20 protein-coding genes are annotated in these 26,739 nt (G+C 53.4%); 12 read left to right on the plus strand and 8 right to left on the minus strand.

Annotated features, from left to right (window positions below):
- Window positions 1-7: 7 nt before the first annotated feature.
- From dxs to B5G10_RS06570, 6 genes are all read right to left on the minus strand, one after another.
- Complete coding sequence (dxs, locus tag B5G10_RS06545; protein ID WP_087423931.1) at window positions 8-1,906, minus strand: 1-deoxy-D-xylulose-5-phosphate synthase; 1,899 nt, start codon at window positions 1,904-1,906, stop codon at window positions 8-10.
- Between the two features lie 28 nt (window positions 1,907-1,934).
- Window positions 1,935-2,117 carry a hypothetical protein gene (locus tag B5G10_RS06550; protein WP_087423932.1) on the minus strand — a complete coding sequence of 61 codons (183 nt, stop codon included), beginning with the start codon at window positions 2,115-2,117 and terminating at the stop codon, window positions 1,935-1,937.
- 257 nt (window positions 2,118-2,374) lie between these two features.
- Window positions 2,375-3,148 carry a prephenate dehydrogenase/arogenate dehydrogenase family protein gene (locus tag B5G10_RS06555; protein WP_087423933.1) on the minus strand — a complete coding sequence of 258 codons (774 nt, stop codon included), beginning with the start codon at window positions 3,146-3,148 and terminating at the stop codon, window positions 2,375-2,377.
- Window positions 3,149-3,174: 26 nt separating this feature from the next.
- Complete coding sequence (locus B5G10_RS06560; RefSeq protein ID WP_162612481.1) at window positions 3,175-4,242, minus strand: bifunctional 3-deoxy-7-phosphoheptulonate synthase/chorismate mutase type II; 1,068 nt, start codon at window positions 4,240-4,242, stop codon at window positions 3,175-3,177.
- Window positions 4,243-4,252: 10 nt separating this feature from the next.
- Window positions 4,253-5,437, minus strand: a complete 1,185-nt coding sequence (locus B5G10_RS06565) for an aminotransferase class I/II-fold pyridoxal phosphate-dependent enzyme (RefSeq protein ID WP_087423935.1) — start codon at window positions 5,435-5,437, stop codon at window positions 4,253-4,255.
- Window positions 5,412-6,257: a prephenate dehydratase gene (locus tag B5G10_RS06570; protein WP_087423936.1), complete on the minus strand. Its 846-nt coding sequence runs from the start codon at window positions 6,255-6,257 to the stop codon at window positions 5,412-5,414. The genes B5G10_RS06565 and B5G10_RS06570 overlap by 26 nt, the downstream gene beginning before the upstream one ends.
- Window positions 6,258-6,676: 419 nt before the next feature.
- Here B5G10_RS06570 and B5G10_RS06580 point away from each other — a divergent pair, with 419 nt between their 5' ends.
- The 12 genes from B5G10_RS06580 (at window position 6,677) to B5G10_RS06635 (ending at window position 23,510) form a co-directional block, all read left to right on the plus strand.
- Window positions 6,677-7,138: a hypothetical protein gene (locus B5G10_RS06580; RefSeq protein ID WP_087423938.1), complete on the plus strand. Its 462-nt coding sequence runs from the start codon at window positions 6,677-6,679 to the stop codon at window positions 7,136-7,138.
- Window positions 7,139-7,318: 180 nt separating this feature from the next.
- Window positions 7,319-8,680 carry a trigger factor gene (gene tig / locus B5G10_RS06585; RefSeq protein WP_087423939.1) on the plus strand — a complete coding sequence of 454 codons (1,362 nt, stop codon included), beginning with the start codon at window positions 7,319-7,321 and terminating at the stop codon, window positions 8,678-8,680.
- 244 nt (window positions 8,681-8,924) lie between these two features.
- Entirely contained in the window at window positions 8,925-9,620 is a 696-nt protein-coding gene (gene clpP / locus B5G10_RS06590; RefSeq protein ID WP_087423940.1) for an ATP-dependent Clp endopeptidase proteolytic subunit ClpP, read from the plus strand.
- Window positions 9,607-10,833, plus strand: coding sequence for an ATP-dependent Clp protease ATP-binding subunit ClpX (gene clpX, locus B5G10_RS06595; protein ID WP_087423941.1), 1,227 nt, complete (start codon window positions 9,607-9,609; stop codon window positions 10,831-10,833). The genes clpP and clpX overlap by 14 nt, the downstream gene beginning before the upstream one ends.
- Window positions 10,834-10,936: 103 nt before the next feature.
- A complete protein-coding gene (gene recQ, locus B5G10_RS06600; RefSeq protein ID WP_087423942.1) occupies window positions 10,937-13,117 on the plus strand; it encodes a DNA helicase RecQ in 2,181 nt (726 codons plus the stop codon).
- 188 nt (window positions 13,118-13,305) lie between these two features.
- Window positions 13,306-14,778, plus strand: coding sequence for an IMP dehydrogenase (guaB, locus tag B5G10_RS06605; RefSeq protein ID WP_087423976.1), 1,473 nt, complete (start codon window positions 13,306-13,308; stop codon window positions 14,776-14,778).
- 152 nt (window positions 14,779-14,930) lie between these two features.
- Entirely contained in the window at window positions 14,931-16,868 is a 1,938-nt protein-coding gene (locus B5G10_RS06610) for a peptidylprolyl isomerase (RefSeq protein ID WP_087423943.1), read from the plus strand.
- A gap of 55 nt (window positions 16,869-16,923) precedes the next feature.
- Window positions 16,924-17,814, plus strand: a complete 891-nt coding sequence (locus tag B5G10_RS06615; RefSeq protein ID WP_087423944.1) for a peptidylprolyl isomerase — start codon at window positions 16,924-16,926, stop codon at window positions 17,812-17,814.
- A 10-nt stretch (window positions 17,815-17,824) separates the two neighbouring features.
- Window positions 17,825-19,189: a peptidylprolyl isomerase gene (locus B5G10_RS06620; protein ID WP_087423945.1), complete on the plus strand. Its 1,365-nt coding sequence runs from the start codon at window positions 17,825-17,827 to the stop codon at window positions 19,187-19,189.
- A gap of 95 nt (window positions 19,190-19,284) precedes the next feature.
- The gene (locus tag B5G10_RS06625) at window positions 19,285-20,823 is read left to right on the plus strand and encodes an OstA-like protein (RefSeq protein ID WP_241147729.1); all 1,539 of its coding nucleotides are present in this window, start codon (window positions 19,285-19,287) and stop codon (window positions 20,821-20,823) included.
- Between the two features lie 18 nt (window positions 20,824-20,841).
- Window positions 20,842-22,734, plus strand: coding sequence for a DNA mismatch repair endonuclease MutL (gene mutL / locus B5G10_RS06630; protein ID WP_087423947.1), 1,893 nt, complete (start codon window positions 20,842-20,844; stop codon window positions 22,732-22,734).
- Between the two features lie 17 nt (window positions 22,735-22,751).
- Window positions 22,752-23,510, plus strand: coding sequence for a YaaA family protein (locus B5G10_RS06635; RefSeq protein WP_087423948.1), 759 nt, complete (start codon window positions 22,752-22,754; stop codon window positions 23,508-23,510).
- A 66-nt stretch (window positions 23,511-23,576) separates the two neighbouring features.
- On the opposite strand, the gene B5G10_RS06640 is transcribed toward B5G10_RS06635, so the two are convergent.
- Together B5G10_RS06640 and B5G10_RS06645 are read right to left on the minus strand one after the other, a co-directional pair.
- Window positions 23,577-24,344 carry an EFR1 family ferrodoxin gene (locus B5G10_RS06640; protein ID WP_087423949.1) on the minus strand — a complete coding sequence of 256 codons (768 nt, stop codon included), beginning with the start codon at window positions 24,342-24,344 and terminating at the stop codon, window positions 23,577-23,579.
- 19 nt (window positions 24,345-24,363) lie between these two features.
- Complete coding sequence (locus tag B5G10_RS06645) at window positions 24,364-26,649, minus strand: NADP-dependent malic enzyme (protein ID WP_087423950.1); 2,286 nt, start codon at window positions 26,647-26,649, stop codon at window positions 24,364-24,366.
- Window positions 26,650-26,739 lie beyond the last annotated feature (90 nt).

The raw sequence follows: 26,739 nt of genomic DNA on the forward strand, positions 1-26,739 counted from the left end.
TTCTTTTTTACCAATTCCCCATAATGGTGCTATAGATGCTTTCTTCGTCGATGCCACACAACTGATGCAACTCCTTGACCGAGCCTTGGGCTATAAAGCGGTCGGGGATACCCAGTCGTTTGATGCGGGGGGCGTAGCCGTTGTCGGCCATGAACTCGAGTACGGCGCTCCCGAATCCACCGGCAATGTTGCCATCCTCGATGGTGATGACGCGTTTGTATCTCTGGCCTACCTCGTGGAGTATCTCTTCGTCGAGGGGCTTGACAAATATCATGTCGTAGAGGGCTGCCTTTACCCCGGCTTCGCGGGCCCGCTGTACGGCGTGCAGGGCATCGACTCCGATGGCTCCGATGCTGAGCACGGCCATGTCGTCGCCCTCGCAGAGTTGACGGCCTTTGCCTATGGCTATTTCGTGCATGGGACACCGCCAGTCTATTAGGCTGCCGTTGCCTCGCGGGTAGCGTATGGCAAAGGGGCCGCAGTTGCGCAACTGTGCCGTGTACATGAGGTGGCGCAGGTAGTGCTCGTTCATGGGGGCGGCGATGGTCATGTTGGGGATACAGCGCAGGTAGCAGATGTCGAAGACGCCGTGGTGGGTCACTCCATCTTCACCTACCAGACCGGCCCGATCGATACAGAAAGTTACGGGCAGTTTCTGTATGGCCACGTCGTGTATCACTTCGTCGAAGGCCCGTTGCAGGAAGGTCGAGTAGATACTGCAAAACGGTTGCAACCCCTCTTTGGCCAGGCCGGCGGCAAAGGTGACGGCGTGCTCCTCGGAGATGCCCACGTCGAACGACCGTTGCGGAAACCGCTCCATCATGAAACACGACGAGCTGCCCGTGGGCATGGCCGGTGTAATGACGGTAATCTTTTCGTTCTTTTCGGCCAGTTCGACCAGCGTGTGGCCGAATACGTCCTGAAACTTGGGCGGCTTGTTGTCGCCACTGTCGGTCTTGCGCAGTCCCGTAGCCGGGTCGAAGCAACCCGGTGCATGCCAGATGGTAGGCTCTTTCTCGGCCGGAGCATATCCCTTGCCCTTGATGGTGCGCAGGTGCAGTATCTTGGGCCCCGTCATGTCTTTGATATCGTTCAGTTTGTTGACGATATTGATGACGTTGTGCCCGTCGATGGGCCCGAAATAGCGGATGTCGAGACCCTCGAATATGTTTTGCTGCTTGGTGAGCAGTGCTTTCAGACTGTTGTTGAAACGCAATATCAGCCCCCGGTGATCCTCGTCGATGAGGTTCAGTTTACGCAGGGTGCGATAGGCGTCGTATCTGAATTTGTTGTATCCTCGCGAGGTAGTGATGTTTACCAGATATTCGTTCAGGCCACCCACGTTGTGGTCGATGGCCATGTCGTTGTCGTTGAGGATAATGAGCAGGTTGTTGGGGTTGATCGAGGCATTGTTCAATCCCTCGAAGGCCAGCCCTCCGGCAATCGAGGCGTCGCCGATGACGGCGATGACCTTGCGCTCCTTCTCCTCGTGTTTGAGTCGCGTGGCGATAGCCATACCCAGGGCGGCCGATATGGAGTTGGAGGCATGGCCGGCAATGAAGGCATCGTATTCGCTTTCGGCCGGGTTGGGAAAACCGCTCAGCCCGTTCAACTTGCGGCAGGTATCGAACCGGTCGCGGCGGCCGGTGAGTATCTTGTGGCCGTAGGCCTGGTGCCCTACATCCCACACGATGCGGTCGTAGGGGGAGTCGAAGACATAGTGCAGAGCTACGGTCAACTCGACGGCTCCCATGCTCGACCCGAAGTGCCCCGGGTTGTGGGCGAGCGAGCCGATGAGAAACCGTCGTATCTCGGCACACACCTCGGGCAGCTTTTCGACCGGCAGTTTGCGCAGGTCGGCAGGGAAGTTTATCTGTTTGAGTAATTCTATGTTATCGGGTTCCATTTCCACAGTTTTTTATCGACTCGGCAGCTCAATTGTTTTTGCTCTCTCGTTTCCACTGTTTGTAGAGGGGCACGAATACGATGATTCCCGAGGCTATGATGGCAAACAGAACTTGCCCATCGATACCACCTTTCGACCAAATCAACGTGCCGGCACAGAAGAGCCATAGCAGTGCGATACACGAAATTCGGAACACATTATATTTTCTCATGTAAAATTCTGTTTTTTCAATGTACTGTCATCGACCTCCTAAGTCAACCTACAAATATAGATATTCTTTTGCAAGAAAAGAAAATATTATACCAAAATCACTTTTGAAATAAAAGGTCTCATTTTTCAATAGCAAGAGAATCAGCCGATTATTTGAAAGGCTCACAACGACTGTGACCGGGAAAAACAAAAAAAGGCGCGCCGCATAGGGCGACACGCCTTTTTATGGGGTATCGGCTCGTTGGGTTACCGGGAGTCTCACTCGATATTCTTTCGCACCTGGGTGAGGTACTTTTTCATGCGGTCGGTGTCTTTGCGCTCGACGATATCGAGCAGGGCCGAGAGTTGTTCCTGTATCTGTCGCACCTGTTGCGGGGTGTTGGGGTTGAAGAGTATCTCGGTGAGCAGGTAGTCATCCTCCGAGAGCAGGCCACGGGCAATCTCCATGTGCTTCTTGAAGGTAGTTCCCGGGGCATCCTGGTGCTTCATGATCGAGGCGAATACCAGGGTCGAGGTAAAGGGTATCGACAGGGAGTAGGCGATGGTCTCGTCGTGCTCGCGGAACGAGTATTCAAATATGTTGAGCCGCAGCCGCTGGTAGATGTCCTTGAAAAAGACTTTACCCAGGTGGTCACCCTCGGTGATGATGATGACGTGCTGTGTGCTCAGGTCGCTCAGGTTGGCGAAGGTGGGGCCGAACATGGGGTGAGTAGAGACGAAGGGATGGCCTGCCCGGGCGTAGAACTCGGGCAACCCGGTTTTTACCGAGGCGATGTCCGACAAGATGGTGCGGGCCGGCAGGTAGGGCAGCACCGACTCGAAGGCCTCGATGGTGTATTTGACCGTGGCGGCGTTGATGACCAGGTCGGGGGCAAACTCGCCTATCTCTTCGGGGCGGGTCATGCGCAGGGTGTTGAAGGCATAGCGAAGCCGACGGGGATCGACGTCGTAGAGGGCGACTTCGTGGTCGAAACTGAGTACGTCGGCAAAGAACGAGCCCATCTTGCCGGCTCCGAGAATGACTATTTTCATAGACGATACGATTGCTTATACCATTATTATTTGTTGAGAATCTCCATTTGTTGGTGTACCGACTCTTCGTGGATGGCCTGCATCACCTCTTTCATAAATTCGGCACCCATGCCCAGCTCTACGGCTTGAGCCATGCGCTTTTGCAGAATTTCGTCGTAGCGGCTGGTCTGCAACACGGGCATGCTGTGCTCCTTTTTGTATTGGCCTATCTCGCGCGATACCCGCATGCGCTTGGCCAGCAGCTCGAGCAGTTGGTTGTCGAGCTGGTCGATTTGGCTTCGCAGTTCCGAGAGGTTCTCGGTCGTCTGGGTGGTCTCGCGGATGACCAGCATGTGGAGGATGTAGTTCAAGGCGTCGGGGGTCACTTGCTGGTTCTTGTCGCTCCAGGCACAGTCGGGGTCGCAGTGCGACTCGACGATGAGGCCGTCGAATCCCAGGTCCATGGCCTGTTGGCAGAGCGGAGCCACCAGTTCGCGCTTACCCCCTATGTGGCTGGGGTCGCAGAAGATGGGCAGGTTGGGCAGGCGCCGACGCAACTCGATGGGGATGTGCCACTGGGGCATGTTGCGGTAGAGGTGCTTGTCGTAGCTGCTGAAGCCGCGATGGATGACTGCCAGCCGGTGCAGACCCGCATTGTAAATGCGCTCGACGGCACCGATCCACAGCTCCAGGTCGGGATTTACGGGGTTTTTGATCAAGACGGGGATATCGACCCCCTTCAGGGCGTTGGCAATCTCTTGTACGGCAAAGGGATTGGCCGTGGTGCGGGCCCCGATCCACAGGATGTCGATGCCGTGTTTGAGGGCTTCGAACACGTGGCGCTCGGTGGCCACCTCGGTGGCGGTGTACATGCCGGTCTCCTCTTTGACCCGCTTGAGCCAGGCCAGGCCCTCCACGCCCACGCCTTCGAAACCTCCCGGTTTGGTGCGGGGTTTCCATATCCCGGCGCGGAATATCTTGATACCTTGTGCAGCCAGTTGCCGGGCCGTGTTCATAACTTGTTCTTCGGTCTCGGCACTACAGGGACCGGCTATGATGATGGGGCGTTTGCTATCGACCCCGGGGAGTACAATGGGTTGTAAATCGTTCATGATGAGAGTGTATTTAAGATTTCATATTTTGGATTCGTTGCAGGGCTTCGCTCATTCGTTCGTCGGGTGCGCAGAGCGAGATGCGCAGATAGCGGTTGCCTTGGCTCCCGAAGATGAAGCCTGGGGTGATGAAGACGCGGGCTTCGTGGAGTACCCGGTCGGCCATCGACTCGGCATCGCGGGCTTCGTCGGGGATACGACCCCACAGGAAGAGCCCCACTTGTGAGGGATCGTACCGGCACCCGAGCGATTGCATGATCTGCTCGGCAATTGCTCGCCGGGAGCGATATACCCGGTTCACCTCGGCATACCACTCGGGGCCGCACGAGAGAGCCTTTATTGCCGCGCTTTGCAGGGGGCGGAACATGCCCGAGTCGATGTTGCTCTTCACCCGCAGTATCCATTCGACAAACCGGGGGTTGGAGGCCAGCATCCCGATGCGCCAGCCCGCCATGTTGTGCGACTTGCTCAGCGAGTTCATCTCGATGCAGCACTCGCGCGCACCGGGAATCGACAGCAGGCTGAGGGGTTGGTCGTTGAGGATAAAGCTGTAGGGGTTGTCGTTGACGATGACGATGCCGTGGCGCCGGCCAAACTCGACCAGACGGGTAAACAGCTCTACCGAGGCGTTGGTGCCGGTGGGCATGTGGGGGTAGTTGACCCACATGAGTTTGATGCGGTCGAGCGGCAGCGACTCGAGCTGGTCGAAGTCGGGTTGCCACCCGTGGCTCTCGTCGAGGTCGTAGGTGAATATCTCGGCCTCGGCCAGCCGGCTCACCGAGGTGTAGGTGGGATAGCCGGGGTTGGGAACCAGCACACCGTCGCCGGCGTTGAGAAAGGCGAGGCTGATGTGCAGGATACCCTCCTTCGAGCCGATGAGCGGCTGTATCTCACGCTGCGGGTCGAGGACGACACCATACCAGCGGGCATACCAGTCGGCAAAGGCCTGGCGCAGCTCGGGTATTCCTACATAGGGTTGATAGCTGTGGGTGTCGGGGCGTCGGCTCTCGGAGCAAAGCGCTTCGATGGTGTCGGCGTGAGGCGGCCGGTCGGGCCCGCCTATGCCCAGACTGATGATGTCGAGCCCCTGGGCGTTGAGGTCGGCAATCTCTCTCAACTTGCGCGAGAAGTAGTATTCGCTCACGCTGTTCACCCGGTTGGCGGGCTGTATGTCAAAGGGGACGGTTGAATTCTGCATATTCTCCGAGTATTTTGAAGTTTTTGGTCAGGGGGCGTATAGCCTCGAGCGATTGTTTGTAACGGGTGAAATTGTCGAAGGTAAGGTCGATGTAGAAGCGATACTCCCATTCTCGCCCGATGATAGGCATGGATTGTATTTTCGACAGGTTGATGTCATAGAAGGAGAGAATGGTGAGCACCTTCGACAGACTGCCTTGCGTGTGGGGCAGGCTGAAGACGAGCGATGCCTTGTTGATGCGTTTGCCAGCGGTGAGTAGCTCGCTGTAGAGCGGATTGGCCACAACCAGAAATCGGGTGAAGTTGCGCTTGTTGGTCTCGATACCCTCGGCCAGGATGTTCAGCCCGTAAATCTCGGCTGCCAGTCGGCCGCAGATGGCAGCGTGCCCCTTGAGTTGTTGCTGGGCTATCTCGTAGGCACTGCCTGCCGTATCGTCCTTCTCGACGAGTTTCATGCGGGGGTGAGCCTTGAGGTACTCGCCGCACTGCATCAGGGCCATGGGGTGGGAGTTCACCTCGCGTATGTCGTCGAGAGTTTCGCCCGGCAGGGCAGCCAGCACATGTGAGATGCGCAACTTGTACTCCCCGATGATATTCAGCTCGCTCTTGCGCAACAGTTCGTGGTTTTGCAGCAGGCTGCCGGCAATGGTATTCTCGATGGCGATGATGCCCAGCAGGGAGCGGTCGTCGGCCATGCGCTCAAACATCTCGGGGAAGGTGGCGCAGGCTACGGGTTCAATCTCCTCCTCGCCGAAGTAGGCACGGGCGGCAGCTTCGTGGTAACAGCCTGCTATACCTTGTATGGTCACTCTTTTCTTCATAAGTCGAAAATAAAAAATCCCGTTCGTGTGATGAACGGGATTTTATTGTACATATATCGTTATTCTGTTTTACAAGTTCTTAGTTGCATAAAACCCCGTTTTTATTTTGGTGAAAATAAAAATAAAAGTAAAAGTAATATGCAAAATCAAAGTTTCTCATCGTGTCTCAATTGTGAGTTTGATGTTGCAAATGTAATGAAATCATTTTTGAATCCAAACAAATCGTTATGAATTTTTGAATAAAACGATATATTTTTTATTCTTTTTGCGTAAGAGCCGGCATCGCGACATTGCAAAAGAGGTTCGGACAGAGCCGAGGATATGGTGGCGTAGAGAGGGCTCCGACAAAAAACTCCCCACAATTTGGACTTTTTGTCCTCGACTTTTCGTATCTTTGAAGGTCGAATAAATGAATACATATGAACGCTTCGGAACAAAAACTTTTCTCAACCCTGTGCGAAACCATCTGTGCGGCTGTCGAGAAGGCCCGTGCAGAGGACATGTCGCTCACCGACATGTATGTGCAGGTGAAGTATGACGAACAACTGTTTACCGTCTTTGACGATGCCGACGGGGTGTTGGCTCAAGCAACCGTCGAGGAGCTCGACGAGTGGCGCTCGGCTCACGACAGCGAGGAACCTCATGTGGCGTTGATTGCTTTTTTGAGAGAGGTGTTGAATCACGACGAGGTGAACAAGGCCCTTCATTCGCTCGATTTTATTTCGCCCTTCTCGGTGGTCCTGGTCGATGCCAATATGGAACCGGTAGCCGATCTCATCACGCTCGACGACGAGAATATCTATCTGCACGACGATTTTTGGGAAAAGATGGACAAGGAGCTCGACGACTTCTTCGACCAGCTCATGGCCGATACCAAGTGAACCACACCTGGGCCTGGCTGTGAAAAGAGGGTGGTGATGCCCGACTCCAAAGAAAAATTTTAATAATAATTTGATTATCGAAAGATAAGCACTAATTTTGCGCTCTCAAAATTTGCACGCTTTTTGCAGGGAATAGAGAGAAAAACAGTAAAGAGTCTAATTTAATAAAATTCATAAAGAATGAACGTTTCACATCAAAACACCGACAACCTGAATGCAGTGATTTCGATTGAAATATCGAAAGCCGATTATCAGGACAAAGTTGATAAATCTCTTCGCGCTTACGGGCAGAAAGCCAACATCCCCGGTTTCAGAAAAGGGAAAGTACCGTTTAGCATCCTCACGAAGATGTTCGGAAAATCGGTTCGGGTAGAAGAGATCAACCGCTTGGTTTCAGAAGCCTTGTACAATTATATCCGCGACAACAAACTCAATATCCTGGGCGAGCCTATGACGGCCGAAGACATGACGGTCGATCTCGATGCTCAGGACGACTTCACCTTCCGTTTCGATGTAGCCCTGGCTCCCGAGCTGGATGTGAAAGTCGATAAGAAAATCAAGGTTCCCTACTACACGATTACCGTTGACGACGACATGGTAAAACGTCAGAACGAAGCTTTCCTGACTCGTTTCGGCAAACAGGTTTCGGTAGATGAATCGACCGATGAGAGAGACCTCATCAAGGGTTCGATGGTCGAGTTGTCGAGCGACGGCACTCCCCTCGAAGGTGGCATCACTGTCGAGAGCACCATCGTATCGCCCAACTACTTCAAGAGCGACGAGGAGAAAGCCAAATTTGCCGGCGTGAAGAAAGGCGACAAAGTGGTATTCAACCCCTCGAAGAGTTGCAACGCTTCGGTAGCCGAGCTCGCTTCGATGCTCAATACCGACAAGGAGAAGGCTGCCAATGTGACATCCGACTTCGAAATGACAGTGACAGATATTACACATCTGCAACCGGCCGAGTTGAACCAAGAACTGTTTGACAACGTATTTGGCAAAGATGCCGTCAAGAGCGAAGAAGAGTATTTCGCCAAACTGCGTGAGATGATTGCCCATCAACTGGTTCCCGAGAGCGACTACAAGTTCTCGATCGATGCCCGCGCTGCCATCGAAAAGGCCGTAGGCGATTTCGAGTTGCCCGACGCATTCCTCAAACGCTGGTTGCTGGCTACCGACAAGGAGCGCAAGGCCGAGACTATCGACGAAGATTTTGCCAAGATGGTACCCGACTTGAAGTGGCAGTTGATCAAAGAGGAGATTGTAAAACAATTCGATATCCATGTCGATGACAACGACCTCAAGGCTCTGGCCAAACGTGTGGCTGCCAGCCAGTTTGCCCAATATGGCATGACCGGTGTGCCCGACGATGTACTCGAGCGTTACGGCAACGAGATGCTCTCGAGCAAAGAGACTCGCTCGCGCTTGATCAACCAGGCTACCGAGCAGAAGATCCAGACCGCTATCAAAGAGTCGGTAACCCTTACCCCCAAAGAGATTTCGATGGAGAAATTCCAGAAACTTTTCGAAACTGCCGAGTAAGGAAACGCTTGATACATAACCTCTTTGGAGCCCCGGAACCTTTCGTTTTCGGGGCTTCTTGTTACCTGCACCAGTCTGGTTGCGACGTGACGGGGTGGGGCAGGGACACGTGATATATTATTTTTTGTGAAAGATAGCCGTAAAAAAGTGGCCCGCTTCCTAAAATTATTTGGGGCATAACTGTTTTTATTTATATCTTTGACTGAAAATAGGGTTGAAAACAATCAAAAAAACGAAGTATAGTATGACAAACGATTTTAGAAATTATGCGGTAAAACACCTGGGCATGAACGGGCTTGCTCTCGATCAGTATGCTCAGTTTACCAGCAGTTACCTCTCTCCCACGATTATGGAAGAGCGCCAGTTGAATGTCACTCAGATGGATGTGTTCTCGCGATTGATGATGGATCGCGTAATCTTCCTGGGAACACCTATCGACGATTATACGTCGAATGTCATCGAGGCTCAGCTGCTCTATCTCGATGCAGCCGATCCCGGCAAAGACATCTCGATCTATTTCAATACCCCGGGCGGTTCGGTCTATGCCGGTCTGGGCATTTACGACACCATGCAGTTCATCAGCTGCGACGTATCGACCATCTGTACCGGTATGGCTGCCTCGATGGGCGCCGTGCTGCTGGTAGCCGGTACCAAGGGTAAACGCTTTGCCCTCAAACATTCGCGGGTGATGATACACCAGCCCATGGGTGGTGCTCAGGGACAAGCCTCCGATATCGAGATTACGGCCCGTGAGATACAGAAACTCAAGAAAGAACTCTATACCATCATCGCCGACCACTCGGGCAATCCCTATGAGCGGGTCGAAAAAGACTCGGACCGCGACTACTGGATGACCGCCATCGAGGCCAAGGAGTATGGCATGATCGACGAAGTATTGGTAAAATCCAAGAAAAACGATTTGAACGATGGCGAAAGGTGAGAAGTGTAGTTTTTGCGGAAGAGGCGAAAATGAGGTAAGGCTGCTCATGCCGGGACGTGATGGCTGCATTTGCGACGAGTGTGCCGAACAGGCCTATCTTCTCGCCGAGGAGTATCTGCACAAGCGGCGGAAGAAAGACTCCAAGTGGGCTATCTCGCTCGAGGAGTTGCCCAAGCCCGACGAGATAAAGAAGTTTCTCGACCAGTATGTCATCGGGCAGGACGATGCCAAGCGGTATCTGGCCGTGTCGGTCTATAACCACTACAAACGCATCATGCAGGCCGCCAGCGACGACGATGTCGAGATTGAGAAGTCGAACATCATCATGGTGGGGCCCACCGGTACCGGCAAAACATTGCTGGCCAAGACCATTGCCCGGTTACTCAAGGTGCCCTTTACGATAGTCGATGCCACCGTACTCACCGAGGCCGGTTACGTGGGCGAGGATATCGAGAGTATTCTCACCCGTCTGCTTCAGGTAGCCGACTATGACGTCGAAGCCGCCGAGCGGGGTATCGTGTTTATCGACGAGATCGACAAGATTGCCCGCAAGAGCGACAACCCCTCGATAACCCGCGATGTGAGCGGCGAGGGTGTGCAGCAAGGTCTGCTGAAACTGCTCGAAGGTTCCATCGTGAACGTGCCGCCACAAGGCGGGCGCAAACACCCCGAGCAGAAGATGATTCCGGTGAACACCAAGAATATACTCTATATTTGTGGCGGTGCCTTTGACGGTATCGAGCGCAAGATAGCCATGCGGCTTAATGCCCATGTGGTAGGATTCAACGGTGGCGGCAGCAACAACCGCATCGACCGGGAGAACCTCTTGCAGTACATTGCCCCCCAAGACCTCAAGGCCTATGGACTCATTCCCGAGATTATCGGGCGGTTGCCCATTCTTACCTATTTGCAACCCCTCGACCGCGAGGCGTTGCGCCGTATCCTGGTCGAGCCCAAGAACTCGATTGTCAAGCAGTATGTCAAACTGTTCGAGATGGACGGCGTGAAACTCACCTTCGACGACGATATGCTCGACTATGTGGTCGATAAGGCCATCGAGTTCAAGTTGGGAGCCCGTGGGTTGCGCTCGATTGTCGAGACGGTGATGATGGATGCCATGTATGAGACCCCCTCGTCGTCCAAAAAGAAATTACATATTACTCGCAGTTATGCCGAGAAAAAATTAGAAAAAGCAAAACTATTGGCCGTATAAAAAAGCAGCAGTAAAATTTGGTAATTACGCAGAGATGTTTATAAATTTGTTAGACCGATAAAGAGTATCGGGCTAACCAAATAACGAGAAAGAGAATAACCGTATGGCAAAAGAAGTAAATTTGACCGAGGAACTGAAAAAGAATTTCGGATTCGATACCTTCAAAGGAAATCAGGAAGCGATTATCAAGAATTTACTCGCCGGGAAAGACACTTTTGTATTGATGCCCACCGGTGGAGGCAAATCGCTCTGTTATCAACTTCCGTCCCTGATTCTCGATGGGACGGCCGTTGTCATTTCGCCTTTGATTGCATTGATGAAGAATCAGGTCGATGCCATGCGCAACTTCAGCGCCGAAGACGGCGTGGCTCATTTTATAAACTCTTCGCTCAACAAAGCGGCAATAGACCAGGTAAAGAGCGATATTCTGTCGGGAAAAACCAAATTGCTGTATGTTGCACCCGAGTCGCTGACCAAGGAGGAGAACATCGATTTCCTGCGTCAGGTAAACATCTCGTTCTATGCCGTCGATGAGGCGCACTGTATCTCGGAGTGGGGGCACGACTTCCGTCCCGAGTATCGTCGCATACGACCCATTATCAACGAGATAGGTGTGAAACCTGTCATCGCCCTCACGGCAACTGCCACCCCCAAGGTGCAGCACGATATCCAGAAGAATCTGGGTATGCTCGATGCCACGGTATTCAAGTCGTCGTTCAACCGGCCCAACCTCTACTACGAGGTGCGCCCCAAGACGGCAAACATCGACAAGGATATCATTAAATACATCAAGTCGCAAGAGGGCAAGTCGGGTATCATCTATTGCCTCAGCCGCAAGAAGGTGGAAGAGCTGGCCGAGCTGTTGCAGGTCAACGGCATACGGGCTTTGCCCTACCATGCCGGCATGGATTCGGCTACCCGCACCCAAAACCAAGATGCGTTCCTGCTCGAAAAGATCGACGTAATCGTCGCCACGATAGCCTTTGGCATGGGTATTGACAAACCCGATGTGCGCTATGTCATCCACTACGATATACCCAAGAGTCTTGAGGGATACTATCAAGAGACGGGGCGTGCCGGTCGAGACGGAGGTGAAGGCCAATGCATAACTTTTTATATCAACAAAGATTTGCAGAAACTCGAGAAGTTCATGCAGGGAAAGCCTTTGGCCGAGCAAGAGATAGGCAAGCAGCTGCTGTTGGAAACCGCAGCCTATGCCGAGTCGTCGCTTTGTCGTCGCAAAATTCTGCTGCACTACTTCGGCGAGGAGTATGAAGAAGATAATTGTGGAAATTGCGATAATTGCCTAAATCCTAAAAAACAAGTGGAAGCAAAAGATCAACTTTGTGCGGTTCTTGAAACTATCATTGCACTGAAAGAGAAATTTAAAGCCGAATATGTGATCGATGTCCTGATGGGAAAAGAGACCAGCCAGGTACTCTCTTACCAGCACGAAGACCTGGAGGTCTTTGGTAGCGGACAAGGCGAGGACGAGCGCACCTGGAATGCCGTCATTCGCCAGGCATTGATTGCCGGTTATATAAGTAAAGATATTGAAAATTACGGATTGTTGAAGGTGACCAAGGCCGGCCACGCATTTCTCAAGAACCCGGTATCGTTCAAGATTGTGAAGGATGTCGATTTTGAAGAGATGGAAGAAGAGGTGCCCATGAAAGGCGGCGCCGCCTGTGCGGTCGATCCCGAGTTGTACTCCATACTCAAAGACCTGCGCAAGAAGATAGCCAAGCGGCTCGAACTGCCGCCCTACGTCATCTTCCAGGACCCCTCGCTTGAAGCCATGGCTACGACCTATCCCATCACCCTCGAGGAGTTGCAGAACATCCCGGGTGTGGGTGCCGGCAAAGCCAAACGCTATGGCGAAGAGTTTATCAAGGTCATCAAGGCACACGTCGAGGAAAACGAGATTGAGCGCCCCGAAGATTTGCGGGTGCGCACCGTCGCCAACAAGTCGAAGTTGAAAGTCTCGATTATCCAGGCCATCGACCGCAAGATAGCCCTCGACGAACTGGCCGAGTCGAAAGGTCTCGAGTTTGGCGAACTGCTCGACGAAATCGAAGCCATCGTCTATTCGGGCACGAAAATCAATATCGATTATTTCTTGCGCGAGATCATGGATGATGAGCACATCGACGATATCTTCAACTATTTCAAGGAGAGCGAGAGCGACAGCCTCGAGGATGCCATCGAAGAGTTCGGTATGGAATACAGCGAGGAGGAGATACGGTTGATACGTATCAAGTTCCTCTCCGAAATGGGTAATTGACGTAAACGTAACCCCCCATATGAGGGACGGTTCCGATACAGGAGCCGTCCCTCTTTTTTATTCCGTTTTTACATTCGGGGCGAGGGGAGTAGGGGAAGGATAAATAATAAAAAAAACTGGCGAAGGGCTACAAATGCTTGCGAAAAATTCTTATCTTTGCATGCAATAAAATTCTAATGAACTTCATTATGTCATTTGTTGCAGAAAAAGTGGTGATGGACGGATTAACATTTGACGACGTGCTGTTAATCCCCGCTTACTCCGAAGTCCTTCCGCGTGAAGTCGAGCTATCGACACAGTTTTCACGAAATATCCGATTAAATATCCCCTTAGTTTCGGCGGCTATGGATACTGTTACCGAAGCACAGTTAGCAATTGCCATAGCTCGCGAAGGTGGTATTGGCGTTATTCATAAAAACATGAGCATCGAGGCCCAGGCCCGTCAGGTACACGCCGTAAAACGTGCCGAGAACGGTATGATTTACGACCCGGTGACCATTCGCTGCGGTTCTACCGTGCGCGAGGCTTTGGCCATGATGAGCGAATTTCACATCGGCGGTATTCCCGTAGTCGATGAAAACAAGATTCTGGTAGGTATCGTGACCAACCGCGACCTGCGTTTCGAGCGCGACCTCGATCGGCTGGTCGATGAGGTAATGACCAAAGATCACCTGGTAACCACCTCGCAATCGACCGATTTGCAACAGGCAGCCGATATTCTCCAGAAACACAAAATCGAGAAGTTGCCGGTTGTCGATAAAGATGGCCGTCTCGTAGGTCTGGTAACCTACAAGGATATTACCAAAGCCAAGGATAAACCCTTTGCCTGCAAAGACAAACTGGGTCGCCTGCGCGTAGCCGCTGGTGTGGGTGTTACGGTCGATTCGATGATGCGTGTCGATGCTCTGGTCGAGGCCGGTGCCGATGCCATCGTTATCGATACGGCACACGGTCACTCCAAAGGCGTGATAGGCGTTTTGAAAGACATTAAAGCCAAATATCCCGATATCGACGTAGTGGTAGGCAATATCGCCACTGGCGAAGCCGCCCGTTACTTGGTCGATGCCGGAGCCGACGGTGTGAAAGTTGGTATCGGCCCGGGTTCCATCTGTACGACCCGTGTCATTGCCGGTGTGGGAGTGCCCCAGCTGTCGGCCGTTTACGACGTAGCCAAGGCCCTGAAAGGTACCGGTGTTCCCTTGATTGCCGACGGTGGCATACGCTACTCGGGCGATATTGTCAAGGCCCTGGCCGCCGGAGCCTATTCGGTAATGCTGGGTGGTATGCTGGCCGGTGTGGAAGAGTCGCCGGGCGAGACCATCATCTTCAACGGTCGTAAGTACAAATCGTACCGCGGTATGGGTTCGCTCGAAGCCATGGAGAAGGGTTCGAAAGACCGCTACTTCCAGGCCAACGAGACCGACACCAAGAAACTGGTACCCGAGGGAATCGCCGCCCGTGTACCCTTCAAAGGTTCGCTCTACGAAGTCGTTTACCAGATGGTAGGCGGTTTGCGTGCCGGTATGGGCTACTGCGGAGCCAAAGACATCGAAGCCCTGCACAATGCTAAATTCACCCGCATCACCAATGCCGGAGTCGCCGAGAGTCACCCCCACGATGTGACCATTACCAGCGAAGCTCCCAATTACAGCCGGGGATAACGGGGTGAGATAATAGATTTTGAGAAAAATGATACACTATTTTATCGGTTGCCATATAATTTTTCGGTCGTTGCAACGTTAAAATAGTGTATTATTTTTTTGATAACTTGAGCCCGAAAGGGACTCGATAAAAACATAACGCATATAACACAATGAAAAACAAATGGCTTGTAGCGGCTTTGCTTGCCGGTAATACCTGGGCTTGGGTCTTGGCTGCCGATGTGGACCCGGTCATTATGAGAGTGAACAACAAGGATATTCACAAATCGGAGTTCGAGTACATTTACAACAAGAACAGCCAGCAACAGGTTGACCAGAAGTCGCTCGACGAGTACGTTACGCTATTTAAGAACTATAAGCTCAAGGTAGCCGAGGCCGAGGCTCTGGGTATCGACACGACTGCAGCTTTCAAGAAAGAGTTGGCCGGATACCGCGACGAGTTGGCCAAGCCCTATCTCATCGACTCGTCGGTCGATGAGCGGTTGGCCCGCGAGGCCTACGACCGCATGAAAGAGGATGTCGAGGTAAGTCACATCCTCATTGGCCTCAATGCCCGCACCCCCGAGGCAAGAGCTGCCGCCCGCCAGAAGGCCGACTCGATATTGTCCTGTATCAAAGCGGGCGAAGACTTTGGCGCATTGGCCGAGAAATATAGCGAAGACGGTTCGCGCCAGAACAAAGGCTATTTGGGTTTCATTCGGGGTGGCCGCACGGTCTATCCTTTCGAGAAGGCCGCTTTTGCCTTGCAGCCGGGTCAGGTCTCCGATGTGGTAGAGACCCAGTTTGGCTACCATATCATCAAGGTGCACAGTCGTCGTCCCGATCCGGGAGAATTCCTCTTTGCCCATATCATGGTACTGGTTCCCCGCAATGCGTCGGATGAAGTGAAAGCCCAAAAAGAGGCCGAGATTCGCTCGATTTATGCCGAGTTGAAAGCCGGTGCCGATTTTGCCACCGTGGCCAAGGAGCGGTCGGAAGACAAGGGAACAGCCGTGCGTGGCGGTGAACTGCCCTGGGTAAGCAGCGGACAGTTTGTCAAGGAGTTTGAAGATGCCGGTTTTGCCCTCAAGAACAAAGGCGATATCTCTGAACCCGTGCTCTCGCCCTATGGCTGGCACATCATCAAGTTGCTCGACAAGCGCGGTATAAAACCCTTTGAACAGATGCGTCCCGAGATTGCCCGTCTCATGACTCGCGACGAGCGTGGTGGTATGGCTCGTGCCGCCATGGTCGAGAAGCTGAAAGGCGAGTATGGATTTTCACTGGTCGAGGCTCAGCAGGAGAAGCTGATGAAATTGGCTCAAGAGATGGGCAAGGTCGATTCGGCCTACATTGCTGCCATCCACAACGATCAAAGTCCGCTTTTCTCGTTCAAGGGACACTCCTATACGGTAGCCGACTTTGCCGGCTTCCTGCCCAAAGGTCGCGATATAACTCGCAATGTATCGGACTATGTAAAAGCCATGGTTGGTTTCATGATCGACCGTGAGATACTCGACTATGAAAAGAGCCGTCTCGAAGAGAAATACCTCGACTTCCGCAACCTCATGAACGAGTATCGCGATGGCATGCTGCTCTTCGAGGTGAGCAACCGCGAGGTGTGGGAGAAGGCTTCGCAAGACACCAAGGGCTTGCAGAAGTTCTTCAAGAAAAACAAAAAGAACTACAAATGGGACAAACCTCATTATAAAGGATTCCTCATCCAGTGCAGTGACGACACCACCGCTACGGCTGTTAAGAAACGCCTGAAGAAACTCGATGCCGACTCGGTAATCGTGGTACTCAACCGCGAGTTCAATACCGATTCGCTCACTCGGGTGAAAGTAGAGCGTGGCCTCTTTGTCGAGGGTGAGAACGCCTGGATAGACTACTTGGTATTCAAGGGAGCTGCCGCCAAAGCCGATGAGAAGTTGCCGGTAGCCTTCGTCTCGGGCAAGCTGTTGAAGAAACCCGAAGCCTATACCGACGTGCGTGGCCAGGTAACGGCCGACTATCAAAACTACCTCGAGAAGGTATGGGTCGAAAACCTCAACAAAAAGTATCCGGTAGAAATAAACGAAGATGTCCTAAAAACCGTTAACAAGCAATAGCAACTGGTTATTTAGTCGTATATTTAGCGATAGTTATCCGGTTGTAGAAGACAAGATGTATAAAGTATCGATAACAGCACTCGTTGCAATCCTTTCGGCATGCCTTTTCACGGCGTGCCGAAGTGGGTTACAGAGCGACGAAAACTCACTGGTACAGGTGGGCGATGCCATCTTGTCGCGGCAGGAGGTAAACGAGGCGATGCCCCAGGGACTCTCGCCGGCCGACAGTGCCGATTTTGCCGAGCGCTATATCCAGCGTTGGGTCAACGACGAGTTGCTGTATGATGTGGCGCGTAAGAATGTGCCCGATCTGGAGCGTATCGACAAGCTGGTAGAGCAATACCGGCGCGACCTGGTTATCTTTGAATACCGCAAACGGCTCTTGAGCGAGCGGGCTTCCAAGGAGTTTGGCGAGCAGGAGATGCGCGATTATTACGAGAAGAATCCCGATATGTTCCGCCTGCGTGAGGCCATTCTCAAGGGTCTCTACCTCAAGGTGCCCGAGAGTGCTCCCAACATCGGACAGTTGAAAAAGTGGTATTGCTCGACCAAACCCGACGGGGTGGAAAAAATAGAGAAGTATGCCCTGAAAAACGTGGTTATCTACGACTATTTCTACGACCGGTGGGTCCCCTTCGAAGAGATAGTCAGCAACATACCCTATGAGTTTGGCGACCCCGAGACCTTCTTGAAGAACCATCGCAATCTCGAGTTCAACAAGAACGGCTACTGGTATCTGCTCCACATTACCGAGTTTAAGGTAAAGGGCGAGGTGATGCCCTATGATTTTGCCAAGACCCAGATTCAGGAAATTCTCGCCAACAACAACCGGCTCGAGTTCAACCGGGAGTTGGAAGAGAATCTCTATAACGATGCCGAGAAATCGGGCGAAATAAAATGGTTGTATCAACGAGAGAAATCTCTACAAAAAGATAGTGTAAAATAATATTTGAGTTATGCGTAAACTTACTGATTGGCTTTTGTTTTTTGTAGTGGCAGTCGCTGTGGCTGCACCTGCGTTTGCCGCCGACGACAACGTAATTGACGAGGTCGTGTGGGTGGTTGGCGATGAAGCTATTTACAAGTCGGAGGTGGAAGAGCAGTACCGACAGATGCAATATGACGGACAGCGTATCGATGGCGATCCCTACTGTGTGATACCCGAGCAGATTGCCGTGCAGAAACTCTTCCTGCACCAGGCCAAACTCGATACGATTACGGTGCCCGATGCTACGGTTTTCCAGCAGGTCGAGGCCCGTATCAATTACCTCATTGCCAATATCGGCTCGAAAGAGAAGCTGGAAGAGTACTTCAAGAAACCGGTTACCGAGATTCGTGAAGAGCTGGCCAATATCATCCGCGACCAGGGCACCGTGCAGGAGGTACAGCGCAGTCTGGTGAAAGATGTCAAGATTACCCCCGCCGAGGTGCGCAAGTTCTACAATCAGTTACCGGTCGATAGTATTCCCTATATCCCCATGCAGGTCGAGGTGCAGATAATCACCCTCAACCCCAAGGTGCCGCAGCAGGAGATTGACAATGTGAAGGCCCGTCTGCGCGACTTCAGCGAGCAGGTCAACAAGGGAGAACGCGACTTCTCGACCTTAGCCGTGCTTTACTCCGAGGACCGGGCGTCGGCCATGATGGGCGGCGAGCTGGGCTTTGTGAGCAAGAGCAACCTGGTGCCCGAGTTTGCCAATGTCGCCTTTAACCTCAACGACCCCAAGAAGGTATCGAAGATTGTCGAGACTGAGTATGGCTATCACATCATCCAGCTCATCGAGAAACGGGGCGACCGCATCAATGTGCGCCACATTCTGTTGCGTCCGCATGTTTCCGAAAAAGATATCTCCGATGCGTTGGTCCGTCTCGATACTCTGCGCACCGATTTGGTAGCCAATAAATTTACATTCGACGAGATTACACAATATGTTTCGCAAGACAAGGATACCCGCAACAACAAGGGTTTGATGGTGAATTCGCAAACCGGTAACCCTAGGTTTGAGATGGGGCAGCTCCCCCAGGATGTCGCCAAAGTGGTGGCCGATATGCAAGTGGGCGAAATTTCGAAACCCTTTGTGATGACCGACGAGCGTAAGAACAAAGAGGTGGTGGCTATCGTGAAACTGAAGAATCGCATCGAGGGTCACAAGGCCAACATGTCTGATGACTATCAAACCCTCAAAGCCATTGTCGAGGAGAAGAAAAAGACCGATATCCTCAACGAGTGGCTGGCCAAGAAACAGAGCGAAACCTATATCCGCATCAAGGATGGGTGGCGCAATTGCGAATTCAAATACGACGGTTGGATAAAGAATTGAAACAGCCTATGGGGCACCGTAAAAGTATAAATAGAAACAATAGTGGTAAGAGGCATAAAACGCTGGCAGGCGTTTTATGCCTGCTTGCTGTTGGTATGTGGGCGGCTACGACCACTCCCCAGCGGAGTGTGCCCCGGAAGGACGACCCCAACAAAGTCTATCTGATTAACAGCGACGAGCTCATTTTCGATAAAGCGCAAAGTGCCGACTATCGGGTGCTGCGGGGGAATGTCGTCTTTCGCAAGGACAGCATGTACATGTATTGCGACAGCGCCTATTTCTACGAGAAGGACAACTCGCTCGACGCCTTTGGTAACGTGCACATGGAGCAGGGCGATACTCTCTTTATCTATGGCGATGTGCTTTACTACAACGGCAACGAGCAGATAGCCCGTCTGCGCGAGAATGTGCGCATGGAGAATCGCGACGTCACCCTCTTTACCGACAGCCTCAACTACGAGATGATTCCCAACATTGGCTATTATTTCGACGGTGGCAAACTGGTCGATTCGCAAAACGAACTTTCGTCGGTCTATGGTCAATACTCGCCCGACACGAAGCAGTCGGTCTTCAACTTCGACGTGCAGCTGGTCAACGAGAAATATACCCTCTATTCCGATACCCTCGAGTACAATACCCAGACCAAGATAGCCGATATCGTGGGGCCTTCGACCATTGTCTCGGACAGTAACACGATCTATTCCACTTCGGGGTGGTACAATACCCAGACCGATAAATCCATGCTGCTGAAGCGTTCGCTGGTCACCTCGAAGGGGCAGAGCCTCACGGGCGACACAATCTATTACGACCGGGGCTCGGGATTCGGCGAGGTATTCGGCAACATGGTGCTCACCGATTCGATTCGCTCCATCATCATGGAGGGACAGTATGGCTTCTACAACGAGCTCACCGAGTATTCGTTTGCTACCGACTCGGCCCGGGCCCTTGAGTATTCGCGGGGCGACACCCTCTATCTGCATGCCGATACCCTCAAGTCGCACCTGATTCTGCCCGATTCCACCCGTCTGTTGCAGGCCTACCATGGTGTGCGTTTCTACAGGGTCGATGCCCAGGGAGTGTGCGATTCGATGGAGTTTACCTCGGCCGATTCGCTGCTGCACATGTACAAGCTGCCCATTATCTGGAACGAGAACTACCAGATAACCGGCGACACGATACGTATCCACATGAACGACAGTTCGGTCGATTGGGCCTACATCCCGGCTGCCGCCTTTGCCACCCAGCACAAAGACTCGGTCTTTTTCGATCAGGTGTCGGGCAAGACACTGTTGGCCCGGTTTGAACAGGGGCAGTTGCGGCAGGTCGATGTGAGTGGAAACGCCCAGACAATATTCTATCCTCAGGAGCGCGACTCGACCCTCACGGGCCTCAACAAGGCCGAGAGTGGATTCCTCACCATGTATCTGCGCGACCAGAAGATGGAGAAGATTGTCATCTGGCCACAGCCCCAGGGCAGCATGACGCCCATGGAGCAGGTGAAAGCCGAGCAGCTTTACCTGCCGGCCTACAAGTGGTACGACGAGCTGAGGCCGGTGAGTCCCGACGATATCTTCCGCAAGCCCGAGGTGAAGATCGAACCGGTCGAGGAGAAGAAGCATCGCTTCAGTCATTAATGAGATGGAGATGGTATTATGAGTGATATTATACATTTGTTGCCCGACTCGGTGGCCAATCAAATCGCAGCGGGCGAGGTAATACAACGGCCGGCTTCGGTCATCAAGGAGCTGGTCGAGAACTCGGTCGATGCCGGTGCAACCACCATTCAGATTGTGCTGAAGGATGCTGGCCGCACCCTTATCCAGTTGATTGACAATGGCAAAGGCATGTCGCCTACCGATGCCCGGCTGGCCTTTGAGCGTCACTCGACCTCCAAGATTCGCTCGGCCGACGACCTGTTTACGTTGCACACCATGGGTTTCCGTGGCGAGGCGTTGGCTTCGATTGCCGCTATTGCACAGGTAGAGTTGCGCACCCGTCGCAGTGAGGACGAGGTGGGTACCTGTGTGCGCATGTCGGCCTCGCAGTGCGAAGGGCAGGAGTCGATATCGACCCCGGTAGGCAGTAACTTTGCCGTGAAAAATATCTTTTTCAACGTGCCGGCCCGCCGCAAGTTTCTCAAATCGAACCAGGTGGAGCTGAGCAATATCCTGGGCGAGTTTGAGCGCATGGCACTCATCAACACGCAGGTGGCTTTTACCCTCACGCACAACGATACCGAGCTGTTCAATCTGCCGGCCTCCAACCTGCGCCAGCGCATTGTGGCCCTTTTCGGGAAGAGTCTTAACCAGCAGTTGCTCGCGCTTGATACCGAGACCTCGCTGGTCAAGATATCGGGCTATGTGGGTCGGCCCGAGTCGGCTCGCAAACGGGGCGCTTTGCAATATTTCTTCGTGAATGGCCGCTATATGCGCCATCCCTACTTTCACAAGGCGGTGACCATCTGCTACGAGCATCTGGTGCCGGTGGGCGAGATGCCCAACTATTTCATCAATCTCACGGTGGCTCCCGAGACCATCGATGTGAATATTCACCCCACCAAGTCGGAGATCAAGTTTGAGAACGAACAGCCCATCTGGCAGATTTTGTCGGCCTCGGTCAAGGAGGCTTTGGGCAAATACAGCGCGGCACCCACCATCGACTTCGATATGGACGATGCCCCCGAGATTCCCACCTCGAAACCGGGGGCTCATGTGGCACCGCCTACGGTTCAGGTCGATACCTCGTACAACCCCTTCCGCACGGGTGGGGGAGGCGGTGCGTCGGCCAAGCGGCCCCAGTATGACTGGCAGCAGCTGTACAGCAGTTTCAACAGCTCGCGCGAAGAGAAGCCGTTGCCTCCCGATGGTGATGAGGTAGTCGCCTCGAAAGTCGATTTCTCGGAAGGGTATGTGTCGAAACTCTCGGACAATGCGCCTGCCGATACCGCAGCTTTTCCCGAGTTTGAATCGAAGTTGAACCAGAGCGGACGTCCCGTGTTGCAGTTAAAAGGGCGCTATATCACTCTTCCCACGGCCGAAGGCCTCATGGTCATCGACCAGCATCGGGCTCACGGGGTGATTCTTTTCGAGCGTTTCATGGCGGGAATTTCGTCGCGCGAGATGGCTTCGCAGCGTATCCTCTTCCCCGAGATCATGCAACTCACCGTCTCGCAGGCTGCCGTGCTGAAGTCGATTTGGAATGAGCTCACGGCTTTGGGATTCGACCTGGCCGACATGGGGCAGAACAGCTATTCGGTCAACGCCGTTCCGGCCGGGGTAGATGGGGTCGATGCCTGTGACCTCATCGGGCAGATGATAGCTACCGCCTCGGAGAAGGAGCACGATGCCAAGAGTTCGTTGCAGCGGCGCATGGCCTGGACGTTGGCCGAGGCTGCGGCGGTACCGGTGGGACAGACCCTCTCGAAGGAAGAGATGTCGGCAATGGCCGATGACCTGCTCTCGCTCAAGACTCCGGCCTATACCCCTGCGGGGAAAACCGTATTTGTCGTCATCTCGTATGACGAGTTGCAGAAACGTTTCAACTAAACCCACAGAAAAACAGTATGCTGATCTTGTTGTCGCCGGCCAAGACCATGACCGGAAAGAGTAAAGTACAGGTGCCGGTAGTCACCCCTCCGCTTTTTGCCGACGAGGCTACTGGCATTGCCCGGGAGATGGCCGGCTATTCGGCCGAAGAACTGGCCGGAATGCTGGGTGTGAACCACACTTTGGCCGTGCAGACCCGCAAGCGTTATCACGACTTTCTGTCGCCCGATACGGTGGCTGTTCCCGCTCTCCTGGCCTACACGGGTATCGTGTTCCGTTACCTCTCGCCGGCCGATTTCACGGATGCCGACTTTGAATATGCTCAGTCGCATCTGCGCATTGCTTCGGCCTGTTACGGTCTCTCTCGTCCGCTCGATGCCATCAAGCCCTACCGCATGGAATATCAGGTGGAGTTACCCTCGATAGGGACTCCCATGGACGAATATTGGAGGCCCCGCATTACCGACCGCCTTATTGCCGATGTGCAGGCTGCCGGCGGTATTTTGGTGAACCTGGCCAGCCGCGAGATACAGCACTCGATCGACTGGGTTCGCCTCAATCGCGAGGTGCGGGTAGTGACTCCCGAGTTCAAGGTGAGCAAGGGCGATACCCTCAAAACCATTGTGGTTTATGCCAAAATGATGAGGGGAGCCATGAGTCGTTTCATTTTGAAAAACCAACTCACAACTCCCCAAGAGTTAGAGGCCTTTTCGGCCGAAGGATTTCACTATTCTTCCCGTCACTCGACACCCGACCATCCTCTTTTTATCGTGTGAGGGGCAGTAGGACGGCTATCCTGTTTTCTTCTTCTCCCTCTTCTTTGACGATGGTTGAGCTCTTCCTTAGATAAAGAGCTCGGGCTCTTTGCGCGACTGGCAGGCTTTCTTCAGCATCTGGGTAGAGAGGGCCACCATCAGCTTGCTCACCTTGCGGGCCTGGTGCGGACACACAGAGACGCATCTCATGCACGAGATACACGTTTTCGTATCGGTCTTTTGCGGATTATCCAGGGGAATGGCACCCACCGGGCACAAGGTGGCACAGGTGCCGCAGCGGTTGCAGGCCCGAGTAGCGTGTGGCTTGATGGGCACACCGTTGTAGGGCTTGTATTCGGGATTTCCCTTTACCGTTATGGGGGCAGCTATCCCGCCCTTTATCTGGCCGAGTTTGGTCGTGATTTGTGCCGCAAACCGTTTCAGGCACTCCTCGTCCGAGACATCGGGGCGCCCCGTGGCATAGACGTGCATGATGGAGTGTTCGGCAATACAGGCGATGCCGGCTATCGAGCGAAACCCGTTTGACTCCAGTGCCGTTTTCAATTCGAGCAGGGCGTCGTCGTAGTCGCGGTTGCCATACACAACCACCGGGATAGCCGGGGTGTCGTGACCGGTAATCTCTCTGAGCCGTTCGAGGGCAATGGCGGGGACACGCCCTCCGAACACGGGTACCGCGGCCAGTAACACATCGTTCAACCCCAGGTCATGGGGTAGTTTCTCCAGCGTTCGTGCCGAGAGATCTATCTCGGTAGCTTGCGGGTCTATGGCCCTGCCTATAATCTCTGCAGCTTTGCGGGTACCGCCCGTAGGGCTGAAATGCGCAAGGTATAACATACGACTTTGTCTCCTGTTTCTACTGTTTGTTGCGACGTTCTTGCACAATGGCGTCGATGACGGCAACCGTGGTGAGGTTGACGATATCGCGCGTCGAGCTGGCAATATCGGTAAAGTGGATAGGCTTGTTCAATCCCATCTGGATGGGGCCTATCGACTCGGCTACACCCATCTCGAGCATCAGTTTATAGGCCGAGTTGGCCGAGCTCAGGTTGGGGAATACGATGGTGTTGACCTCGCGTCCTTTGAGTTTGTTGAAGGGATAGGTCTTGTCGCGCAGCTTGTTGTTGAGTGCGAAATTCATCTGCATTTCGCCGTCGATGAGCATCTCGGGATATTGCTCGTGCAGAATCTTGATGGCTTCGTGTACCCGTTGCGGACTGCCCAGGTTGTCCGACCCGAAGTTGGAGTAGGAGACCATGGCAATGACCGGGTCTTGGGCAAAGAAGCGCACCGAATCGTAGGCCAGCTTGGCAATATCGACCAGTGTCTCGGTCGTAGGCTTGCGGTTGATGAGCGTGTCGGCAATGAAATAGGTACCCCGCTTGGTGTTCATGATGTGCATGGCACCGAAGTATTTGTAGCCCGGGCGGATACCTATCACCTCTTTGGCAATCTGTATCGTCTCGGCATACTTCGAGTAGGTGCCGGTGATGAAGGCGTCGGCCTCGCCGGCTTCGACCATCATCATGCCGAAGTAGTTACGGTCGAACATCTTCTCGTGAGCCTCGGCATAGGTCATGCCCTCGCGTTGCCGTTTCTCGGTGAGCATCTGGGCATAGCGGCAACGGCGGTCCTCCTCGTCGGGGTGACGCAGGTTGATAATCTGCATGCCCGTGAGATCGACGCCGATCGAGGCAGCCAGTTTGCCAATGAGTTCGTCGTTGCCCAGCAAGATAGGTTTGCATATTCCGTCGCGCATGGCCGTGGCTGCAGCCTGCAGCATGTTGGCGTGGTTGGCCTCGGCAAATACCACCCGTTTGGGATCCTTGCGGGCCATCTCGGTAAACTCGCGCAACATCTTGTTGTCATAGCCCATGAGTTTTTTCAGCCGGTCGTTGTAGGCGTCCCAGTCGGTAATGGGATGTTGGGCCACGCCCGATTCCATGGCGGCTTTGGCTACGGCCGGAGCCACGGCTGTGAGCAACCGGGGATCGAGCGCTTTGGGTATGATGTATTCGGGGCCGAACGAGATTCGTTTCAGCCCGTAGGCCGAGTTGACCACATCGGGCACCGGCTCTTTGGTCAGTTTGGCAATGGCATAAGTAGCGGCCCGTTTCATCTCCTCGTTGATGGTTGTGGCCCGCACGTCGAGGGCGCCGCGGAAGATGTAGGGGAATCCCAGCACGTTGTTTATCTGGTTGGGATAGTCCGAGCGGCCGGTGGCGAAAATAAGGTCGTTGCGCGAAGCCATGGCTTTGTCATAGGCAATCTCGGGATTGGGGTTGGCCAGGGCAAAGACAATGGGTCGCTCGTTCATCGACTGTACCATCTCGGGGGTGAGCACATCGGCTACCGAGAGTCCCAGGAAGATATCGGCCCCTCGCATGGCATCCTCGAGGGTGTGGATATCGGTGCGGTCGGTGGCAAACTGCTGTTTCGAGGGGGGCAGGTTGGGACGGTCGGCCCGGATGACTCCTTTGCTATCGACCATGACAATGTTCTCGCGTTTGATACCCAGCCCCATGTAGAGCTTGGTACACGAAATGGCGGCAGCCCCGGCCCCGTTCACAACGAGACGGGCCTCTTCGATTTTCTTGCCCTGTATCTCGAGGGCGTTCAACAGTCCGGCTCCCGAGATGATGGCTGTGCCATGCTGGTCGTCGTGCATGACGGGGATATTCAGCTCCTCCTTGAGGCGAGTCTCGATTTCGAAACACTCGGGAGCCTTGATATCTTCGAGGTTGATACCGCCAAAGGTAGGCGATATGGCTTTGACTGCCTCGATAAACTTGTCGGGATCCTTCTCGTTGATTTCGATATCGAACACGTCGATACCGGCAAATATCTTGAACAGCAGACCTTTGCCTTCCATCACAGGTTTCCCGGCCAAGGCTCCTATATCGCCCAGACCCAGCACGGCCGTACCGTTGGAGATAACGGCAACCAGGTTCCCTTTGGCCGTGTATTCATAGGCCTTGTCGGGATTCTTTTCGATTTCGAGACAGGGTTCGGCCACTCCCGGCGTATAGGCCAGCGAGAGGTCACGTTGCGTGCTGTATGGCTTGGTGGGAACGACTTCTATCTTCCCGGCTTTGCCTTCGCTGTGATATTTTAAGGCGTCTTCTTTTAATACTTTTGACATAAATATACCGTTTAGTGAATTATTAATTTAATTTGTTACGACTAAAAGTTAAATAGCTTTTAGTTTGTTAGCATATCAACTGCAAATGTA

Origin of the sequence: Barnesiella sp. An55, from assembly GCF_002161555.1 — a bacterium.
Classification (GTDB): domain Bacteria; phylum Bacteroidota; class Bacteroidia; order Bacteroidales; family Barnesiellaceae; genus Barnesiella; species Barnesiella merdipullorum.

Coding starts and splice junctions, on each gene's coding strand:
- dxs (WP_087423931.1), bottom strand. CDS start 1,906: ATGGAACCCGATAACATAGAATTACTCAAACAGATAAACTTCCCTGCC.
- B5G10_RS06550 (WP_087423932.1), bottom strand. CDS start 2,117: ATGAGAAAATATAATGTGTTCCGAATTTCGTGTATCGCACTGCTATGG.
- B5G10_RS06555 (WP_087423933.1), bottom strand. CDS start 3,148: ATGAAAATAGTCATTCTCGGAGCCGGCAAGATGGGCTCGTTCTTTGCC.
- B5G10_RS06565 (WP_087423935.1), bottom strand. CDS start 5,437: ATGCAGAATTCAACCGTCCCCTTTGACATACAGCCCGCCAACCGGGTG.
- B5G10_RS06570 (WP_087423936.1), bottom strand. CDS start 6,257: ATGAAGAAAAGAGTGACCATACAAGGTATAGCAGGCTGTTACCACGAA.
- B5G10_RS06580 (WP_087423938.1), top strand. CDS start 6,677: ATGAACGCTTCGGAACAAAAACTTTTCTCAACCCTGTGCGAAACCATC.
- tig (WP_087423939.1), top strand. CDS start 7,319: ATGAACGTTTCACATCAAAACACCGACAACCTGAATGCAGTGATTTCG.
- clpP (WP_087423940.1), top strand. CDS start 8,925: ATGACAAACGATTTTAGAAATTATGCGGTAAAACACCTGGGCATGAAC.
- clpX (WP_087423941.1), top strand. CDS start 9,607: ATGGCGAAAGGTGAGAAGTGTAGTTTTTGCGGAAGAGGCGAAAATGAG.
- recQ (WP_087423942.1), top strand. CDS start 10,937: ATGGCAAAAGAAGTAAATTTGACCGAGGAACTGAAAAAGAATTTCGGA.
- guaB (WP_087423976.1), top strand. CDS start 13,306: ATGTCATTTGTTGCAGAAAAAGTGGTGATGGACGGATTAACATTTGAC.
- B5G10_RS06610 (WP_087423943.1), top strand. CDS start 14,931: ATGAAAAACAAATGGCTTGTAGCGGCTTTGCTTGCCGGTAATACCTGG.
- B5G10_RS06615 (WP_087423944.1), top strand. CDS start 16,924: ATGTATAAAGTATCGATAACAGCACTCGTTGCAATCCTTTCGGCATGC.
- B5G10_RS06620 (WP_087423945.1), top strand. CDS start 17,825: ATGCGTAAACTTACTGATTGGCTTTTGTTTTTTGTAGTGGCAGTCGCT.
- B5G10_RS06625 (WP_241147729.1), top strand. CDS start 19,285: ATGTGGGCGGCTACGACCACTCCCCAGCGGAGTGTGCCCCGGAAGGAC.
- mutL (WP_087423947.1), top strand. CDS start 20,842: ATGAGTGATATTATACATTTGTTGCCCGACTCGGTGGCCAATCAAATC.
- B5G10_RS06635 (WP_087423948.1), top strand. CDS start 22,752: ATGCTGATCTTGTTGTCGCCGGCCAAGACCATGACCGGAAAGAGTAAA.
- B5G10_RS06640 (WP_087423949.1), bottom strand. CDS start 24,344: ATGTTATACCTTGCGCATTTCAGCCCTACGGGCGGTACCCGCAAAGCT.
- B5G10_RS06645 (WP_087423950.1), bottom strand. CDS start 26,649: ATGTCAAAAGTATTAAAAGAAGACGCCTTAAAATATCACAGCGAAGGC.